The organism is Halogeometricum sp. S1BR25-6 (assembly GCF_031624495.1).
In the GTDB taxonomy this organism is placed as follows: Archaea; Halobacteriota; Halobacteria; order Halobacteriales; family Haloferacaceae; genus Halogeometricum; species Halogeometricum salsisoli.
Genome location: NZ_JAMQOP010000002.1, coordinates 973,207 through 990,924, shown reverse-complemented (window position 1 = coordinate 990,924; position 17,718 = coordinate 973,207). Strand labels below are relative to the sequence as shown.

Genomic DNA, 17,718 nt, shown 5'->3' with positions numbered 1-17,718 from the left:
CCCCGACTACGTTCCTTTCGGCCGGCGGGCGGTGGCGCCGGTACCGACGTCGGTTTTGGCGTCGACGCCGGCGCGCTCCCGCGCTACATGTCGTCCCAGGCGTCGACGGCGCGCCGCACGCCGCCGACCTTCGTCAGCCACCGCGCGGAGATGAACTTCTTGAGCACCTCGGCGGGCCGCCCACTGAACGTGTTCACCGGCGACCCGAGAACGCCGTGCGCGACGGCGTCGTCGCCGACGGAGACGAGCGTTCCCTTGTTGATGTACGACCAGTGGACGAGTTCGCGGCCGTCCATCTCGCGGGCGACGTTCTGTCCGAGGTGCTTTCCCTCCTCCATGGCCGCCTCGGCCGTCGGCGGCGGCGACGCGTCGGCATCGGGGTGAACCACCTGCTCCCACAGGTCGTGTTCGGTGTGCGGGCCGCCCTCGACGTCCTGGTTCACGAGGGCGGCGTCGCCGATGGCGAACACGCGGTCGTCGCTCGTCTTGAACGTCGAGTCAGCGTACGCCCGGTTGTGGTCCTTGTCGACGTCGACGTTCCCCATCGAGTCCTGCCCGGTGACGCCGCCGGCCCACACGAGGACGTCGTACGCCATCGAGTCGCCGTCGTCGAACTCGATTTCGTCCTCGCTCACCGACGTCATCGCCTTCCCGGTGTCCACCTCGACGTCGTGACGTTCGAGTTTGTTCTGGATGGCCCCTTGGAACTCGTGGTCGTGGCCGGGGAATATCTCGCCGCTGCGTTCGACGAGGTGGACGTCGATGTGGGAGTCGGTCCAGTCGCGGAGTGCGGCCACCTCGCCGGCCGTCTGGATGCCCGTCAGACCCCCGCCGCCGACGACGACTGTGGCCGGGTCGGTGCGGTCGGCGGCGACGGCGGCCTGTTTTATCCGCTCGTGGATGCTCATGGCGTCGCCGAGGCTCTTGAGCGTCAGGGCGTGTTCTTCGAGGCCGTCGATACCGTAGAAGGCGGTCTGACTTCCCAGACAGACCACGCAGTAGTCGTAGTCGAGGGTCGTCTCGTCGTCGAGTGCGACCGTCCGGTCCTCGACGTCGACGTCGACGACGCGGCCCTGCACGAACTCGGTGTCCTCGTCGGCTATCTCCTCGACGGGAACGGTCACGTGGTCTCGGACCGAGGGCTTCCGGATGCAGCGGTGGACTTCGTGGAGTACCAGGTGGTACGGATTCTCCGACACCCAGACGAGGTCGGCGTCCTCGTCCAGTTCCTCCTGCAGACTCCGCACCGCCGCGCTCCCGGCGTACCCAGACCCGAGCACAACAACTCGTGTCATGGCTTCGCTCGTCCGGGTGCTCTCGCGTCACGGGCTTAAGCGCCATGGCGGGGGGTCTTTCGGTTTCGCTCGTCGCGCGGCGACCGTCGCACCGCGGCGTCTTCGCCGACCGTCCGTGTTTTCACGGACGGCGCTGAACACCGACGCATGGCACCGGAGATAACGCGAATCGAGACGACGGAGTTCAGCTATCCGCTGGAGGACGTGGGGATGGACGAGGGGTACAACCTCGCCTACGAACCCGGAACGACGACCGAACGACGGCTGTTCGCCATCAAGATTCTGACCGACGAGGGCGTCACCGGCGAGTTCGTCGGCGGCAACTCCCCCGCGTTCGCGCAGGTCCACGAGGTGGCCGACCACCTCGTCGGCGAGAACGCCCTCCGCCGGGAGCGACACTGGAGCGAGATGAAACGCGCCCTCCGGAAGTACGACCGCATGGGCATCGGCCCCCTCGACATCGCCCTGTGGGACCTCGCCGGTAAGCACTACGACGCTCCGATTCACGAACTGCTGGGCACCTACCGGACCCGTCTGCCGACCTACGCCTCGACGTACCACGCCGACGACAACGGCGGCCTCGACTCCCCGGAGGCGTACGCGGACTTCGCCGAGGAGTGTCTGGAGATGGGCTACGAGGGGTTCAAGATTCACGGCTGGGGCGGTAGCGACGACCAACGGGACATCAAGCGCGAGGTGGACACCGTCCACGCCGTCGGCGAACGCGTCGGCGAGGAGATGGACCTGATGATCGACCCCGCCTGCGAGTACGAAACGTTCGCCGACGCCGTCCGCGTCGGCCGCGCCTGCGACGAGCAGAACTTCTACTGGTACGAGGACCCCTACCGCGACGGCGGCGTCTCCCAGCACGCCCACCGGAAACTCCGCGAGAAACTGCAGACGCCCCTGCTTCAGACCGAACACGTCCGGGGCATCGAGGCGCACACCGACTTCATCGACAACGACGCCACCGACTTCGTTCGCGCGGACCCCGAGTACGACGCGGGCATCACCGGCGCGATGAAGATAGCGCACATCGCCGAGGGACACGGTCTCGACGTGGAAGTTCACTCGCCCGGCCCCGCCCAGCGCCACTGCATCGCCGCGATGCGTAACGCGAACTACTACGAGATGGCGCTTGTCCACCCCGACTGCGACAACACCGGCGCGCCCGTCTACGGCGGCGACTACGAGGACGAACTCGACTCAATCGACGAGGATGGAACCGTCGGCGTCCCGGACGGTCCGGGTCTCGGCGTCGAGTACGACTGGGACTACATCGAGGCGAACGCCAACGGCGGACGGACGTACACGGGACTGTAGCTCCCGCAGTTCCGTTCGGCGAGTTCTTTTTTCCCGAACCCTCACGAACGACCGCGCATGGTGCACTCGATGTGGGGCGATTGGTTCGTGAACGACGAGATTGAGGCGGTCGACCCCGAGGGCCTCTCGGCGTGGTACCTCGGCGGCAACGGCTTCGTCTTTCGAACACAGGAGACGACGCTCTATCTCGACCCGTACTTCGGCGACGGGTCGCCGCCGCGGACGATTCGGATGGTGCCGGTGCCGGTGGACCCCGAGGCGGCCGAGATGTGCGACGCCGTCCTCGTCACCCACGAGCACATCGACCACATGCATCCGCCGTCGTACGCGCCCCTCGTGGAGAACCTCGCTGCGGACGTGTACGCCCCCGAGGCGTCCTACGAGAACCCCGCCTACGAGGGAGACCTGCGCGTCCCCGAGGAGCGAAAGAACGTCATCGAACCCGGCGACGACCTCGCGTTCGGCGACATTGACGTTCACGTTCGAGGCGCGAACGACCCCGACGCCGAGGAACCGGTGACGATGGTGGTCGAGTCGGGGGACGAGACGTTCTTCGCCGCCGGCGACTCCCGGCCCGCGGACGTCTTTGAGGATATTTCCCAGGAGTTCGACATCGACGCGGGCGTGTTCGCCTACGGTACCGTCGGCAACATCCACCACACCGAGGACGACCCCGCGGCGACCTATCCGACGGAGTGGTACAACGACGGCGAGCAGATGGCCGAGGCGGCGAACCAACTCGAACTCGATAGACTCCTCCCCACCCACTGGGACCTCTGGCGCGGCGTCGGCCACGACCCGAAGTCGCTGCACGAACATCTCGCCTCCTACGAGTACCCGCGCACCTTGGAGATAATCCGCGTCGGCGACCGCATCGAAGTCGGCGAATCCGGCGTGATTCGCCCGAAGGACATCCGCGAGGGGGAATAGCGCGGAACCGCATGCGGACGACGGCCTCGCCCGGTCGGGCGACGACAACCGCGCTCGGACGCGTGGCGACCACCGAGAAACCACCCCTGGGCGGGTTTGAAAGGGGCCACGGGGGCTTTCGGGTTATCGCTGACAACAGCACACTTCTCGGTGAAATCTCTCGATTCGAACGATCGGCGAGTAGACTTAACACGAAAACGAGCGCACACGAATCCATGGGACGCGCCAGTTTCGACTTTAGCGACGAGACGGTCATCGTCACCGGCGCCTCCGCCGGCATCGGCCGGGCCATCGCGCTCCGGTTCGGCGAGGCGGGCGCGACGGTCATCAACGCCGACATCCAAGAGGACCCGAAACAGGAAGGCGAGGACGCGCCGACCCACGACAAAATCGAGGAGTCGGGCGGCACCGCCGAGTACGCCGAAACCGACGTTTCGGACCCCGCCCAACTCGAATCGGTCGTCGAGGCGGCCCGCGAGTACGGCGGCGTCGACGTGATGGTGAACAACGCCGCCCGCCAGCACAGCGAACCCTTCCTCGACGTCGAACAGGAGGACTTCGACAAACTGCAGGACACGAACGTTCGGGGCTACTACTTCGGCACGCAGGCGGCCGCCAAGGACATGATAGACCGCGACGACCCCGGTTGCATCGTCAACACGGCCTCCATCAGTTCGGAAGTCGCACAGTACGGCCAGGTGCAGTACGACGCGACGAAGGGCGCGATAAAGATGATAACCCGCGGGACGGCGCTGGAACTGTCGGATTACGACATCCGCGTCAACGCCATCGCGCCGGGACAGATAGCCACCGAGTTCACCGAGGGCTGGAGCCAGCAGGCACAGGACGCCGCGGGCGACGAGGAAGGCGAGTTCATCAAGCCCATCCCCCTCCAACGCGCCGGCCACCCGGAGGACTGCGCGGGCGCGACGCTGTTTCTCGCCAGCGAGGACGCCTCTTACATTACGGGCGACTTAGTATATGTCGACGGCGGCTGGACGGCGATTTAGCGGACGGCACACCGATACGAGCCCTTTTCGCTTGTTGACTGAGTGCGCTGCGTTCGATACTAACACCACCTCGAACGCGACCGGCCCCTTTCAGTCCCGCCCGTGACGGTTGCTCTGGTCGTCGTGTATCCGAGTCTCGGCCCTCTGAGCCGGGTGAAAAAAAGAGCGAATCAAGGGAGTTACGCGTTCAGTAGTCCTCGTAGACGGTCTTGATGATGGTGAAGAAGTCCATCCCCTCCTCGCCCTGTTCGCGGTAGGTCTCCGAGGAGGAGGCGTTCATCCCGCCGAACGGGACGTGCAGTTCGAGGCCGGTGGTCGCCTCGTTCACCTTGACGACGCCGAAGTCCACCTCGTCGACGAAGCGGTTGGCCTCGGTGTGGTCGTCGGTGACGATGCCGGCCGAGAGGCCGAACTCGACGTCGTTGACGAGTTCGACGGCCTCCTCGAAGTCGCTGTAGGTGGTGACGCCGACGAACGGGCCGAACACCTCCTCCTGCATGATGTCCATGTCGTTGTCGACGTCGGTGAAGACGGTCGGCTGGACGAAGTAGCCGTCGTCGTACTCGTCGCCTTCGAGGCGTTCGCCGCCGTATTCGAGCGTCGCGCCCTCCTCTTTGCCTTTCTCGACGTACTCCAGCGTGCTCTCCAGTTCGCTCTCGCTGACGTGCGGACCCATCGTCGAGTCCTCGTCGAGACCGAAGCCGGGTTCGACGCTCTCGGCCTCTTCGACGAGGGCCTCGACGAACTCCTCGTACTGGGAGTCGTGGACGATGGCGCGTTCCGTCGCGGTGCAGGCCTGCCCGGTGACGCCGAACGCGCCGGACGCGACCGTCTCGGCGGCCTCCTGCACGTCGGCGCTCGGAGAGACGACGGTGGGGTTCTTGCTGCCGAGTTCGGTCTGGACGCGCTTGTGGTCGTCCGTCGCCTGATCGTAGATCATCTCGCCGACCTGGCGGCTACCGGTGAACGAGACGGTGTCGACCTCCTCGTGGTCCAGGATGGCCTGTCCGACCTCCTCGCCGCCGCCGCTGACGAAGTTGAAGACCCCGTCGGGGACGCCGACTTCGTCGGCGGCCTCGTCCATGCACTCGAACACCGCGCGCAGGACGTTCGGCGCCTCTTTCGAGGGCTTGATGACGAGCGTGTTACCGGTCGCCAGCGCGGGGGCCATCTTCCAGCAGGGGATGGCGATGGGGTAGTTCCACGGGACGATGAGGCCCGCGACGCCCATCGGTTCGCGCACGTAGTACAGGTTCTGGTCCGCCGCTCCCTTCTTTCGCTCGCCGGCGTAGTCGAGGGCGCGTTCGGCGTAGTAGTAGAAGATATCTATCGCGCGGTTGACCTCGCCGTTGGCCTCGCCGCGGAGTTTCCCCTCCTCGCGGACGAGCGTCTCGGTGAGTTCCTCCTCACGGTCGTCCATGCGCTTTGCCGTCTCGCGGAGGAACTCTCCCCGCGTCGCGGCGGGCGTGTCGGCCCACTCGTCCTCGGCGGACGCGGCGGCGTCGATGGCGCCGTTCGTGTCCGCCTCGCTGGACCGCTGGAACGACCCGACGACCTCCGAGGTGTCGGCCGGATTCTTGACGTCGAACGTCTCGCCGGTCTCTGAGTCTCGCCACTCGCCGTCGATGTAGTTCTGGTACGTCTCCGTCACGCGTCGACGTTCGAAGCCTCGACTTACGCCTCTTACGGCCGCGGCGGCACGTCCCGGAAATTCCACCCCGACCGCCACGAGAAATTAGTGGCGTCGTCGTGTATCGGGAGTTGATGCGATATTTCCGCGTTCGGATCGACTCCGAGGATCCGCGCCTCGTCGCCCGCGACGGCCGGACAGCCTACGATCTCTCGTCGGCGCGCCCGGCCCTCTCGTCGTTCCGCGACCTCGCGATGGTCGCCTCGACGACGGACCGCGGCGTCGACGACGTGGCCGAGGCCCTCCTCGACGACGCGCCCGTCGTCGGCGAAGACGACGTCGAGTCGGGGGCGGTCCGTCCGGTCGTCCCGGACGAGGTGTGGGCCGCCGGCGTCACCTACGAGGCCAGCGGCGACGCCCGCGAAGATGAGAGCGGCCGCCCGGAGATGTACCAGCAGGTGTTCGAGAACGACCGGCCCGAACTGTTCTTCAAGGCGACGCCCTCCCGAACCGTCGGCCCCGACGACGAAATCGGCGTCCGCGAGGACTCCGAGTGGGACGTCCCCGAACCCGAACTCGGCATCGTCCTCTACGAGGGCGACGTCGTCGGCTACACCGTCGGCGACGACGTGAGCAGTCGGGACCTCGAAGGACAGAACCCGCTGTACCTTCCGCAGGCGAAGGTGTTCGAGCGGTGCTGCGCGGTCGGCCCCTGCGTCGCCTCGCCCGAGACGGTCGCGGACCCGCACGACCTGGAGATGTCGATGACGATCGAACGCGACGGCGAAACGGCGTTCGAGGGGGAGACAGACACCTCCCTGATGGCGCGAACCTGCGAGGAACTCGTCTCTTACCGCACCCGCCACGACGAGACGCCCGAACTCTCGGTGCTTCTCACGGGAACCTCCATCGTCCCGCCCGCGGAGTTCACCCTCCGGGAGGGCGACCGCGTCGAGATAACCATCGAGAACGTCGGTACGCTGACGAACACGGTGACGACCGTATGACGGCGGACGACGCTCGCGGGGTGACCCGATGACAGGCGCCGAGGAGTCGACCGACGGCCGGACCGACGACGGCGACAGCAACGACGCCGACGCCCCCTCGGTTCCCGGCGACCTCGTCGTGGTCTCGAACCGCCAGCCCTACTCCCACGAGTACGACGACGAGGGGAACGTCGTCGTCGACGAACCCGCGGGCGGTCTCACGGCCGGTCTCGACCCCGTCATGCAACGTGTCCACGGGACGTGGATCGCATGGGGCGACGGCGAGGCCGACCGCGAGGCGACCGGCGACGACGACGTCGTCCGGATGCCGCCCGACGAGGAGGCCTACGACCTCAAGCGAATCTGGCTCTCCGACGACGAAGTGGAGGCGTACTACTACGGCTACAGCAACCGCGTGCTGTGGCCGCTGAGCCACGGCGGCATCTGGAAGACGGAGTACGCCAACCGCCACTGGCGGCGCTACCAGCAGGTGAACGGCCGCTTCGCCGACGCCGTCGTTGACGCCATCGACGAGGACTCGGTGGTCTGGTTCCAGGACTACCACTTCGCCTTGGCGCCCCGGATGGTCCGCGAGGAGGCCCCCGACGCCCTCCTGACGCATTTCTGGCACATCACCTGGCCCGGATGGGACACCTTCCGCGCCTGCCCGCAGGCTGACGACCTTCTCGACGGCCTGCTGGCGAACGACGTGCTCGGCTTCCACGTCGAGCGCTACTGTCAGAACTTCCTCGACTGCGTCGACCAGGCGTTCGAGGACGCCTTCGTCGACTACGAGGACAACCGCGTCCAGTACGACGGCCACACCACCTACGTTCAGGCGTTCCCCCTCGGCGTCGACGCCGACGGCATCGCGGAGTCGGCCGCCTCGGCCGACGAGGAGTCCTGGCGGGCGTTCAAACAGGACCGCGGCATCCCCGAGGACTCGAAAGTGGCCCTCGGCGTCGACCGCCTCGACTACACGAAGGGCATCGTCGAGCGACTGAAGGCGCTCGAAGAGTTCTGGAAGGGGCGCCCCGAGCGACAGGGCGAACTCACGTACGTCCAGAAGGCCGACGAGTCGCGGTCGCTCATCCCCGAGTACCAGAACCTCCAGACGAACGTTCAGGAGGCGGTCGAGCGCATCAACGAGCGCTTCGGCACCGACGAGTGGACGCCCGTCATCTACATCGACGATTGGCTCGACAGCGACGAACTCAACGCCCTGTACCGCTACAGCGACGTGATGCTCGTCAGCGCCCTGCGCGACGGGATGAACCTCGTCGCCAAGGAGTACGTCGCCTCGCAGGTGGACGACGACGGCGTCCTCGTCCTCTCGGACCAGACGGGCGCCTACGAGCAACTCGGCGAGCACTCGCTGGTCGTCAACCCCCACGACACCGAGGGGTTCGCCCGCGCCATCGAGGATGCGATGACGATGGACGAGGCGGAACGCCGCGAGCGGATGTCGGCGCTCCGCGAGAACGTCCACGAGGAGAACCTCGACGCGTGGATGGCGGACGTGTTCGCCGCCGCCGAGGAGGCCGGCGAGCGACGGTCGGACGCGGACAGGCAGTAGAAGAGCGTCGTCGCGTTTTCTTCGGCTTTCGAGTCCCGTCGCTTCGCGCCGCTCAGAACTCGACGTGTTCGACGCCGTCGTCGGCGCCGTATATCACGTCGTCGACCACGTCCACGAACAGGCCGTGCTCTTGGGCGCCGGGAATCCGAGCGAGGTCGGTCGCGCGGCCCTCGATGTCGTCTATCTCGCCGAAGTCGCAGTCGACGATGAGGTTCCCGTTCGCCGTGAACAGCGGTCCGTCCTTCTTCTCGGCGTAGCGCAGTTGCGGGTCGCCGCCCTGCTCTTTCACCCACGACTGCGCCACGTTGCGCGACTCGGGGAGTACCGACAGCGGTACCGGGTGCGACAGCGGCGTCGACTGCTTCTCGTCGTCGGTGGCGACGACGAGGCGGTCGGCCATCTCGTCGATGAGTTTCTCGCGGGCGTGCGAGGCGCCGCCGCCCTTCACGACGTGGGGGTTCTCGGGGTCCCACTGGTCGGCGCCGTCGATGGCCACGTCCAGCGACTCGAACTCGTCCACGTCGGTGAGGGGGATGTCGAGTTCGCGCGCTAAGTCGTGGCTCTGCAGGGAGGTGGCGACGCCGCGGATGTCTTCGAGTTCGCCCGATTCCAGTTTCCACCCGATGGCCGCGATGGCCCACGCCGTCGTGCTGCCGGTGCCGAGGCCGACGTCCATCCCGGACTCGACGACTTCGGCCGCCTCGATGCCGCCGCGGCGGCGCTTGTCCATCAGCACGTCCTCGGGGCTGCTCTTGATGCGCGTCGGCGAGGGGATGACGCGGACTCGCTCGCGTATCTCCTCTTCCTCGAGGTCGATTCCCTTTTCGCTTAGCTCGCTGCGAGCCTCCTCGACCACCTCATCGGTCGACTCGGCCCACGCGCTGATCTCTTCGCCGTTCTCGTCGTAGACGAACTGTTTTGCCATTGGTGTCTCCTCCTAATTGGGGTCGCCGTCGTACGATTCGCGCTTCTCGGGTCGCAGGGTGTCCTCGTCGCCCTCCTCCTGCCGGATGTCGCTGCGCGCGTCGTTGTCGACGCGGCCGGTGACGCGTTCGTCCATGAGGCTCTCCTCCTCGCCGAACGGGTGGAGGCCGAAGCCGTGACGCATCAGGGCGACGGCGCGGGGGGCGTGCTTCTGGTTCCCGCGCGATTTGAACAGTTCGATGACCGACTGGGTGATGACGGGCACCGGCGTTTCGCCCTTGAACGCCTCCTGCACCAGCCAGTTCACCTCGCCGGTGTCCTCGACGAAGTTCGGCACGTCCTCGAAGTTCTCGGGGGCGTCGGAGAACTGGTCTTCGTTCTTCAGCCCTTTCGACATCAACTCGACGAGCCAGCTTTCGATGACCGCGCCGTTGTTCCACGTCTCGAAGAGGTCGCCCATCTCGCCGTCGAGGTCGAACTGCCCGGCCTCTAAGAGTTCGACGCCCTCCGCGATGGACTGCAGCATCCCGAACTCGATGCCGTTGTGGACGAGTTTGACGAAGTGGCCGCTGCCGGGTTCGCCGACGTGGATGAGACCGCCCTCGACGGAGAGGGTGTCGAGGTAGGGTTCGGCTATCTCGAAGCCCTCCTCCTTGCCGCCGACCATGAAGCAGGCGCCCTCCTTCGCGCGCGGCGGCCCGCCGCTGGTGCCGGTGTCGAGGAAGTAGACGCCCTCGTCCCAGCAGCGCTCCTCGCGGCGGATGGAGTCCCGCCAGAAGGAGTTGCCGCCGTCCATCACGACGTCGCCCTCGTTGAGCTCGTCGACGAGTTGGTCGAGTTGGTCGTCTATCAGTTCGCCCGACGGGAGCGACAGGTAGACGACCCGCGGCGGGTCGAGTTTCTCCGCCAGCGTCTCGTACTCGCCGGCGTCGTGTACTTCGATGCCCATCTCCTCCAGTTCGGGCCTGTCCTCGGCGTCGAGGCCGACGACGCGGATGTCTTTTCCGACGGCCTGCCGCGCGAGGTTGCCGCCGATCTTTCCCAATCCGACGATACCGAGCGTGAGTTCTTGCTCAGACATGTATGTGTCTCTGTCGTCGTGCATCGCCGTCCGCGCGTGCGGCGGAACCGCACGCGCGTCTCCGTGATTCACTGCGAACACGAGGCGAGGGGGCTCGAGGCGCCTCCTCGTCCGCAATACGTGTCAACGAGTGCCCGCGACGAGTAAAATCGTGACGGCCGAGGGGTTCGGCTCCTTCCGGTCGCGAAGCGGACGCCGAACGACCGGCCGGTCAGAGGCGCCGACTCAGTTCGATTCGACGACCTCGGCGGCGTTGTCCCGCGGCCGGTAGCCGATGGTTCGGAGGCCGTGCGTCAGCGACAGACAGCGCTCGTCGTTCGCCGAGATACCGTTGACCGTGACCGAGTTTTCGCCCTCGGGCAGGTCCGCGAGACTCGCCGCTCGCACGGCGTCCTTGCAGTCGCGGGGGCTCAGCCACATCGCGCGGGCGAACCGGGCGGCCTCCTCCGCGTACTCCTCGGAGACGGGGTCGGTCACCTCGTCTTTGAGGTCCTCCTCGGAGAGCAACCACCCGATTCGGAGGTTCACCGTCTCGACGCCCTCGCGGTGCGCGAAGTAGTTCCCCATCGCCTCGCCGGCCACCTTCGTGACGCCGTAGAAGGAGTCCGGCGCCGTCTCGTCGTCCGGGTCGATGACGTCGGCGTCCGCCCGCATCGTCTCGGGTTCGTCCGGGTCGGCCACGATGTGCCCGTTCGTCGCGTGGTTCGAGGAGGCGTACACCACTCGGCCCACGTCGTTCTCGTCGGCCGCGTAGTAGGCGTTGAACGCGCCGTCGACGTTGACCTCCTTCACCTCGTCCCACTCGGCGTACGGCGAGGGGTTCGCCGCGAGGTGGACCAAGACGTCCGCGTCCGCGGGTAGTTTCTCGACGAACTCCTCGCGGTCGGCGACGTCCGCGACGACGCTCTCCATCTCTTCGGTCTCCGAGTGGGTTATCGGCGTGACCTTGTGTCTCTCGTGGTCGAACGCCTCGACGGCGACGCTCCCGACGTTGCCGTCGGCGCCGGTGATAGCGATGTGTGCCATGTCGGTGATACCTGCGGCGGCGAGGAGTAAAGGCTCGGCGGCCGCACCGACGCGGCGGGCGGAGCGGCCGTCTCCGGCGGAATGCACCGCTCCGAACGCCGCACTCGGAATCGCCCGCCGCCTATTTTACGCTCCCGTTCGACGCTGAACGTATGGGTACGGCAACCGATTCCGAGGACGAGGAGGGCGAACTCGGCCCCCCGACGGGGTGGGACTTTCCTCGCGGACTCGACGAGTCGTCGTGGTGGCCGTTCGTCGGCGCCGTCGGCGCGGCGACCCTCTATCTCGGCGCGGGTCTGTTCATCATCGGGTGGACGGACTACTCGCTCGTCCCGAAGTTCCTCGGACCGTTGGTCTTCGGCGGCGGCGCGTTCTTGCTTCTCGTCGGCATCTTCGGGTGGCTCCACCAGGCGTTCGTTGAACCGTACTGGGAGAGAGACGAGAGCGTCCTCGACTCCGGCGTCCACCGACTCGGGATGCTGCTGTTCGTCCTGACGGACGTCGCGACGTTCGCCGCCGGGTTCACCTACTACTACTTCCTCCGCCTCAGCGCGTGGCCGCCCGAGGAGCTTCCGCACCTGCTCACGCCGGTGCTGGCGATAAACACCGTTCTGCTCGTCGGATCCAGTTTCACGTTCGAGTACGCGCACAAGAAGCTCTCCGGGGGGGACCACAGACGGTTCCTCGCGTGGCTCGGAGTGACGCTGGCGTTCGGGCTGGCGTTCGTCGGCGGACAGGTGTACGAGTACTACGAACTGATAATCAAAGAGGGGTTCACCCTCTCCTCGGGGCTGTTCGGTCCCGCGTTCTTCGGGCTGACGGGGCTGCACGGCCTCCACGTCGTCACCGGCGTCGTCCTCATGGGTATCCTGCTCGTCCGGGGGCTGATGGGGCAGTTCGGCGCCGGCCGCGACACCGCCGTCAGGACCGTCTCGATGTACTGGCACTTCGTCGACGCCGTCTGGCTCGTCATCGTCGTATCGCTGTATCTCGGGGCGGTGTACGGCGCTTGAGGCCGGTCGAACGTTCGGTAGGCGGCACTCAGCGCCAGTAGATTTACCCTCGATTCCGCCCCTGTGTCATCCATGGCGACGCTCCCCGAACTCACGACGACGCAGGGCGTGTACGACTGGCTCCTCGCGCTGACGGTGCTGTTCGCGGCGTTCCTCGGAGCCCTCCTCCTCGCGTCGTTCCTCGGCTTCATCCCCCCCATCGACCGGTTGGACGGGGGCGGTGCGCTCCTGTTGCCGGTCGTCCCGGCGCTGGGATGAGAGGACGCCGCGGCGGACGCGAGGCCGTCGAATCCTTCGATTCTCCGGTTCCGACTCGACCTCAATCCGCTCAGCGGTCGGACCGGCGGGCCAGCGTCCGGGCGAGTCGCGGGGAGTAGAACAGTCCGAGTCCGACGACGACGCCGACGACGCCGGCCGGCAGGACGTACCCGCTCACGGCGACGCACTCGTTCATCGTCTCGACGGCGACGTAGTACTCCTCGCCCTCGTAGGCGACGAGGGCGCCGCCGCTGAACGCCGCCTCGTGTTCGAGTTCGCCGTCGACTTCGCCGGTCCCGCTCACCGTCCCGACGGCCGACTCGAACGCCTCCTTCTCGGCCTCGCTCAGTTCCTCGTAATCGAGTCGCGCCCACGAGGGGTCGGCCATCCCCTCCGGCGCGTTGTGGTCGATATCCTCCGGCGGCGTCACCGAGATGGCAGGCGCGCCGCAGAGGCCGAGGTCCTCCTGTACGGCCGCGTACCCGCCGAGGACGGCGCCGCCGACGCCGGCGGAGAACACGAGGGCGCCGAGGAACGGGAGGACGTACGTCGCGGCGTCGCTCCAGTTCACCGCGCGTCACCTCCGCGCGCCCGGATTCTCGTTCTCGCCCCCGTCCGGGTGTGAGTCGTCGCCGTCATTCCGAGACGTGGACGAGCGACGTTTGCAGACGGCCGCTCAGCATCTTGAACACGGTCGCCAACCCCGTCCCGTAGGCGAGGTGGGCGACGAACGCCACCAGCACGTAGCCGACGAGTTCCCAGCCGGACTGCCCGCTGTAGAACGCCACGAAGAAGCCCGGCAGCATCACCACGGCGAACACGAGGCCCGTCCTGACGAGGGGTTCCCCCGGCAGGAAGTCCGCGAACGTGACGAACAGGAGCGCCCACGTCGTCATGCCGCCGCCGAGGAAGATGAGGTAGCCGACGAGCGGACTGCCCTCGACCCCGACGAGTTCGGCGAGTTCGGCGAACGCCCCCGGTTGGAACACGCCGAGGAGGGAGCCGACGTAGAGGACGGCCGACATGAGCATCATGCCGACGAAGCCGGCGGCGGCGCCGACGACCACGTCGGTGCCGATGCCCGAGAGGTCCTCGAACGCCTTCGGACTGCCCGCGTCCGTCTCGTCCTCCTGGTCGCCGACGAGTTGGCTCTCCGCGGCGGCCCGCGTCTCCTCGGGCGGGGGGCTGGTGACGCCGTACTTCTCCGCGAGGCGCGCCTCGAACGCCTGCCACTCGCGGGTGAACTGCTGGGTCTTCTTCAGATCCCAGACGTCGGCGTCGCGGACGAGGTCGCCGAACCATAGCGAGTGCAGCATGTTGTACAGCCACAGGAGGACGCTGAAGCCGATGACGTATGCGCCCACGGAGGCGACGTCGTGGAACAACTGGAACTTCGGGGGGTAGGAGGCGAACCGGCGCGGCATCCCGAGGGCGCCCATGATTAGAAACGCCATGAAGGTGACGAACACGCCGAACGAGGTGAGCACCGCCTGCAAGCGCGCCAGACGTTGGTTGTACATCCGCTCGGTGATGATGGGGAACCAGTAGTAGGAGGCGGCGAACATCTGGAACGGGATGATCGCCATCAGGATCATGTGGAAGTGACCCACGACGTAGTAGGTGTCCTGGTACATCACGTCGATGGGGATGGAGGCGAGGAAGACGCCCGTGATGCCCCCGATGACGAACAGACCGAGGCCGCCGGCCGAGAACAGCATCGGCGCGGTCAGCCTGATGTTCCCCTTCCACATCGTCGTCAGCCAGTTGAACACCTTGATTGCGCTCGGGACGGCGATGGCGATGGAGACGATCATGAAGGAGGTGAGAAGCCGCGGGTCCATCCCCGTCGTGAACATGTGGTGCGCCCAGACGCCGAACGACATCACGCCGATGGCGAGCGTCGAGTAGACGACGAACTTGAACCCGAACAGCTTCCGCCCCGAGAACTTCGGGAGGATGGTGCTCATCAACCCCGTCGCGGGGAGGAAGATGATGTACACCTCCGGGTGGCCGAAGAACCAGAAGAGGTTCTGATAGAGGATGGAGCCGCCCGCCTCGACGGCGTAGAAAGAGGTGCCGAAGTTGCGGTCGAGAAGCAGCATGAGGATGGCGCTGCCGAGAAGCGGGAACGCGAAGAGGATGATACCGCTCGTCGTCAGCATCGACCACGTGAAGATGTCGAAGTCGCCGATGTCGACGTCCGGTCCGCGCTTCATGAATATGGTGACGATGAAGTTAATCGCCCCCATCGTCGTCGAGATTCCGCTCAAGTGCAAACCCAGCAACATGAAATCTATCTGGGGATTCGCCAACTGCGTCGACAGCGGGGTGTACAGCGTCCACCCCGTCGCCGGCGGAGCCAAGATGTAGAGTATCTCCAGCATCGACCGCGGGAGTCCGAGACCGAGAACGCGCGCGATGACCTCCGTGATGAGGCCGCCGCGGACGAGCAGCAGCGACGGCGGCAGGAGCCAGAAGGCGATGGCGTTGATGCGCGGGAACGCTAAGTCGTCGGCGCCGACGAACAGGGGAAGGAAGTAGTTCGCCATGCCGAAGAACACCGGGGTGACGAAGAAGAACAGCATCGTCAGCCCGTGCGTCGTGAACAGGGCGTTGTACGTCTCCTCGGACCACACGTCGACGGCCGGCGTCAGCAGTTCGGTCCGAATCATCATCGAGTCGACGCCGCCCCACAGGGCCGCCACGGTGCCGAAAACGAGATAGAGGAGGCCGATGTCCTTGTGGTCGACCGTCGTCACCCACCGGAGGAGGTTCGCCTTCTTCTCGCGTTCCTCCGCCTCGTCGCCTCGGACGTGTCCGCCGTCGGCAAGGATGGTCCGCGAGAGGTTCCGGAACGACCCGTACCGCGCGCGGAGGACGACCCCGGCGACGAGACACGCCACCAGCACGTACGGGACGACGCTCATGGGGAACTCCGGAGCGCGACCGGTTCGACTGCGTAGTTCATCTCGTCTTCGAGAAAGAACCTCCCTCGATTAAATCTATTCCCCAAGAAGCTGGAAAATTCAATCCTCGGACCGCTCAGACGCGCTTCCGAGCGCGACAGTCCGCCGTCGCGCCGGATGGCCCGTCAGAGTTTAGTTCGTTTCGTTCGGAGATGCGCACAATGGACCGGACGCCTGCGCGCCTCGGCGGGTTCCTCGCCGTCGCCGTCGCCTTTCTCGCCCTCGCGACGGCGCCCGCGGCGGCCCAATCGGTCAACAAGGCGCTCATCAACAACCTCAACCGGAAACTGCTGTACGTCGCGTTGCCGCTGATGATGTCCGTCGAGTTCATCATCTTCTACACCATCTACCGCTACCGCGACAACGACGACCCGGCGCCGACCGAGGAGAACCGCCGACTCGAAATCACCTGGACCGTCGTCACCGCTCTCATCCTCGCGTTCGTCGGCATCGCCTCGATGGTCGTGTTGGCGAACCCCTACATCTCCCCGGTCGTCGCCGCCGACAACGGGCCGCAGGATGGCGGGACGAACCAGTACCTCCAAGGCGCGGTTCAACCCGACGACCCGAACGCCGTCGAAATCGAAGCGCTCGCCTACCAATGGGGCTGGGAGTTCCGGTACGTGGGCGAGGAGAACGTGACGACGAAGAAGAAACTGGTCATTCCGAAAGACCGAGACGTCTACCTCCACGTCAGTTCTAAAGACGTGATACACGCCTTCTACTCACCGAAACTCGGACTGAAACAGGACGCCATGCCGGGCACGTACGCCACCATCCGGACGAAAGCGACGGAGGAGGGGGTCTACCCCTTCTACTGCGCCGAGTTCTGCGGGTCCGGTCACGCCCGGATGGGCGGCGACGTCGTGGTCGTCTCAAACGAGGAGTACCGAACGTGGATACGGGAGCAGCGAAGCGGCAACGCCACCGCGTCGGCGGTGGCCGACGCGAAGGACGGGGCGGCGTCGGGCGACGACACCAACCTGCTCGGAAACGCCACCACCGAGACGAGCGACGACGCGAACCCGCTCGACTCCGTCACGAACGGGTCCGAAAACGGCACTGCGACGCCGGGACCGAATCCGGGACTGCGCGCCGTCGACGGCGAGGCGCCGCCCGCCGAACAAGCGTAGCGGCGCCGCACGGGCCACTTTTTCTCCCTTCGACCGGGGTCGACCGCGGAGAGCGATTCCGCCGAGCAGCGGCGTCTCCGACCGCCCGGACCGCGGAGCGCCGACACCCGCCGACCGCGACCGCGGCCGGCGCTCGCCTGGACGCGAATCCGGGGATACCGTTCCGCATCTCCGACAGTTGGGAACGCTTATGGTGTTTTGCTCGCATATACCGGTAGCATGGATTCAGATGAGGACGACGTCTCGGTGACGATGGAGATTACGGGGTCGTACGACGAGGTGCTGTCGAAGCTTCACGCCGAAGAAGAGGGTCGGCCGGGCCTCGAACCGCTGATGGAGGACGTCGACATCCTCCTCGACACGCTCGACCGGATGGAGGAGGGAACGCGGTCGGCCATCGCCGACAGACTGCCCGAGGAGATGACCGTCGACTACGACGCCGAGGCCGTCGTCGACCTGCTGCAGGTGCTCAAACGCTACGACCTCGTCACGCTCGAAGGTAACACGTGGAAGCCCGGCCCGAAGGCGGAGCGACCGGACCCCGGACGGCGGTAACTCGAAACTCGA

General features: G+C 66.4%; 16 protein-coding genes. 9 read left to right on the top strand and 7 right to left on the bottom strand.

The genetic code is table 11. The features are described 5' to 3' along the window. Positions 1-83 precede the first annotated feature (83 nt). Entirely contained in the window at positions 84-1,295 is a 1,212-nt protein-coding gene (locus NDI76_RS15155) for an NAD(P)/FAD-dependent oxidoreductase (RefSeq protein ID WP_310924923.1), read from the bottom strand. Between the two features lie 147 nt (positions 1,296-1,442). Between NDI76_RS15155 and NDI76_RS15150 the strand changes: the two genes are divergently transcribed. From NDI76_RS15150 to NDI76_RS15140, 3 genes are all read left to right on the top strand, one after another. Then, positions 1,443-2,618: an enolase C-terminal domain-like protein gene (locus NDI76_RS15150; protein ID WP_310924922.1), complete on the top strand. Its 1,176-nt coding sequence runs from the start codon at positions 1,443-1,445 to the stop codon at positions 2,616-2,618. 57 nt (positions 2,619-2,675) lie between these two features. After that, entirely contained in the window at positions 2,676-3,548 is an 873-nt protein-coding gene (locus NDI76_RS15145; RefSeq protein ID WP_310924921.1) for an MBL fold metallo-hydrolase, read from the top strand. Between the two features lie 215 nt (positions 3,549-3,763). After that, positions 3,764-4,558: an SDR family NAD(P)-dependent oxidoreductase gene (locus NDI76_RS15140; RefSeq protein ID WP_310924920.1), complete on the top strand. Its 795-nt coding sequence runs from the start codon at positions 3,764-3,766 to the stop codon at positions 4,556-4,558. A gap of 187 nt (positions 4,559-4,745) precedes the next feature. Here NDI76_RS15140 and xacF read toward each other — a convergent pair whose 3' ends face one another. Further along, positions 4,746-6,209, bottom strand: a complete 1,464-nt coding sequence (gene xacF, locus NDI76_RS15135; RefSeq protein ID WP_310924919.1) for a 2,5-dioxovalerate dehydrogenase — start codon at positions 6,207-6,209, stop codon at positions 4,746-4,748. A 113-nt stretch (positions 6,210-6,322) separates the two neighbouring features. Here xacF and NDI76_RS15130 point away from each other — a divergent pair, with 113 nt between their 5' ends. Together NDI76_RS15130 and NDI76_RS15125 are read left to right on the top strand one after the other, a co-directional pair. Beyond that, positions 6,323-7,195, top strand: a complete 873-nt coding sequence (locus NDI76_RS15130) for a fumarylacetoacetate hydrolase family protein (protein WP_310924918.1) — start codon at positions 6,323-6,325, stop codon at positions 7,193-7,195. A 28-nt stretch (positions 7,196-7,223) separates the two neighbouring features. Continuing rightward, positions 7,224-8,750 carry an alpha,alpha-trehalose-phosphate synthase (UDP-forming) gene (locus tag NDI76_RS15125; RefSeq protein ID WP_310924917.1) on the top strand — a complete coding sequence of 509 codons (1,527 nt, stop codon included), beginning with the start codon at positions 7,224-7,226 and terminating at the stop codon, positions 8,748-8,750. 52 nt (positions 8,751-8,802) lie between these two features. Here the strand turns inward: NDI76_RS15125 and rpiA are convergent, their stop codons facing one another. The 3 genes from rpiA to NDI76_RS15110 form a co-directional block, all read right to left on the bottom strand. Then, positions 8,803-9,675: a ribose 5-phosphate isomerase A gene (rpiA, locus tag NDI76_RS15120; RefSeq protein WP_310924916.1), complete on the bottom strand. Its 873-nt coding sequence runs from the start codon at positions 9,673-9,675 to the stop codon at positions 8,803-8,805. Positions 9,676-9,687: 12 nt separating this feature from the next. Continuing rightward, positions 9,688-10,755: an NADP-dependent phosphogluconate dehydrogenase gene (locus NDI76_RS15115; protein WP_310924915.1), complete on the bottom strand. Its 1,068-nt coding sequence runs from the start codon at positions 10,753-10,755 to the stop codon at positions 9,688-9,690. Positions 10,756-10,980: 225 nt separating this feature from the next. Beyond that, positions 10,981-11,781 (bottom strand): NAD-dependent epimerase/dehydratase family protein, encoded by an 801-nt coding sequence (locus tag NDI76_RS15110; RefSeq protein WP_310924914.1) that lies wholly within the window; start codon positions 11,779-11,781, stop codon positions 10,981-10,983. 152 nt (positions 11,782-11,933) lie between these two features. On the opposite strand from NDI76_RS15110, the gene NDI76_RS15105 reads away from it, so the two are divergent. Then, positions 11,934-12,794: a cytochrome c oxidase subunit 3 gene (locus NDI76_RS15105; protein ID WP_310924913.1), complete on the top strand. Its 861-nt coding sequence runs from the start codon at positions 11,934-11,936 to the stop codon at positions 12,792-12,794. Between the two features lie 72 nt (positions 12,795-12,866). Further along, positions 12,867-13,052 (top strand): hypothetical protein, encoded by a 186-nt coding sequence (locus NDI76_RS15100; RefSeq protein WP_310924912.1) that lies wholly within the window; start codon positions 12,867-12,869, stop codon positions 13,050-13,052. Between the two features lie 70 nt (positions 13,053-13,122). Here the strand turns inward: NDI76_RS15100 and NDI76_RS15095 are convergent, their stop codons facing one another. Continuing rightward, positions 13,123-13,623 (bottom strand): DUF7979 domain-containing protein, encoded by a 501-nt coding sequence (locus NDI76_RS15095; RefSeq protein WP_310924911.1) that lies wholly within the window; start codon positions 13,621-13,623, stop codon positions 13,123-13,125. Between the two features lie 64 nt (positions 13,624-13,687). Then, positions 13,688-15,979 (bottom strand): DUF6789 family protein, encoded by a 2,292-nt coding sequence (locus NDI76_RS15090; RefSeq protein ID WP_310924909.1) that lies wholly within the window; start codon positions 15,977-15,979, stop codon positions 13,688-13,690. Between the two features lie 200 nt (positions 15,980-16,179). On the opposite strand from NDI76_RS15090, the gene coxB reads away from it, so the two are divergent. Further along, entirely contained in the window at positions 16,180-17,151 is a 972-nt protein-coding gene (gene coxB / locus NDI76_RS15085) for a cytochrome c oxidase subunit II (protein WP_310924908.1), read from the top strand. Positions 17,152-17,370: 219 nt separating this feature from the next. Then, complete coding sequence (locus NDI76_RS15080) at positions 17,371-17,706, top strand: hypothetical protein (protein ID WP_310924906.1); 336 nt, start codon at positions 17,371-17,373, stop codon at positions 17,704-17,706. The last annotated feature ends 12 nt before the right edge of the window (positions 17,707-17,718 follow it).

Coding starts and splice junctions, on each gene's coding strand:
- NDI76_RS15125 (WP_310924917.1), top strand. CDS start 7,224: ATGACAGGCGCCGAGGAGTCGACCGACGGCCGGACCGACGACGGCGAC.
- NDI76_RS15145 (WP_310924921.1), top strand. CDS start 2,676: ATGGTGCACTCGATGTGGGGCGATTGGTTCGTGAACGACGAGATTGAG.
- NDI76_RS15140 (WP_310924920.1), top strand. CDS start 3,764: ATGGGACGCGCCAGTTTCGACTTTAGCGACGAGACGGTCATCGTCACC.
- NDI76_RS15105 (WP_310924913.1), top strand. CDS start 11,934: ATGGGTACGGCAACCGATTCCGAGGACGAGGAGGGCGAACTCGGCCCC.
- NDI76_RS15155 (WP_310924923.1), bottom strand. CDS start 1,295: ATGACACGAGTTGTTGTGCTCGGGTCTGGGTACGCCGGGAGCGCGGCG.
- NDI76_RS15080 (WP_310924906.1), top strand. CDS start 17,371: ATGGATTCAGATGAGGACGACGTCTCGGTGACGATGGAGATTACGGGG.
- NDI76_RS15090 (WP_310924909.1), bottom strand. CDS start 15,979: ATGAGCGTCGTCCCGTACGTGCTGGTGGCGTGTCTCGTCGCCGGGGTC.
- NDI76_RS15100 (WP_310924912.1), top strand. CDS start 12,867: ATGGCGACGCTCCCCGAACTCACGACGACGCAGGGCGTGTACGACTGG.
- NDI76_RS15150 (WP_310924922.1), top strand. CDS start 1,443: ATGGCACCGGAGATAACGCGAATCGAGACGACGGAGTTCAGCTATCCG.
- rpiA (WP_310924916.1), bottom strand. CDS start 9,675: ATGGCAAAACAGTTCGTCTACGACGAGAACGGCGAAGAGATCAGCGCG.
- coxB (WP_310924908.1), top strand. CDS start 16,180: ATGGACCGGACGCCTGCGCGCCTCGGCGGGTTCCTCGCCGTCGCCGTC.
- NDI76_RS15110 (WP_310924914.1), bottom strand. CDS start 11,781: ATGGCACACATCGCTATCACCGGCGCCGACGGCAACGTCGGGAGCGTC.
- NDI76_RS15115 (WP_310924915.1), bottom strand. CDS start 10,755: ATGTCTGAGCAAGAACTCACGCTCGGTATCGTCGGATTGGGAAAGATC.
- NDI76_RS15130 (WP_310924918.1), top strand. CDS start 6,323: ATGCGATATTTCCGCGTTCGGATCGACTCCGAGGATCCGCGCCTCGTC.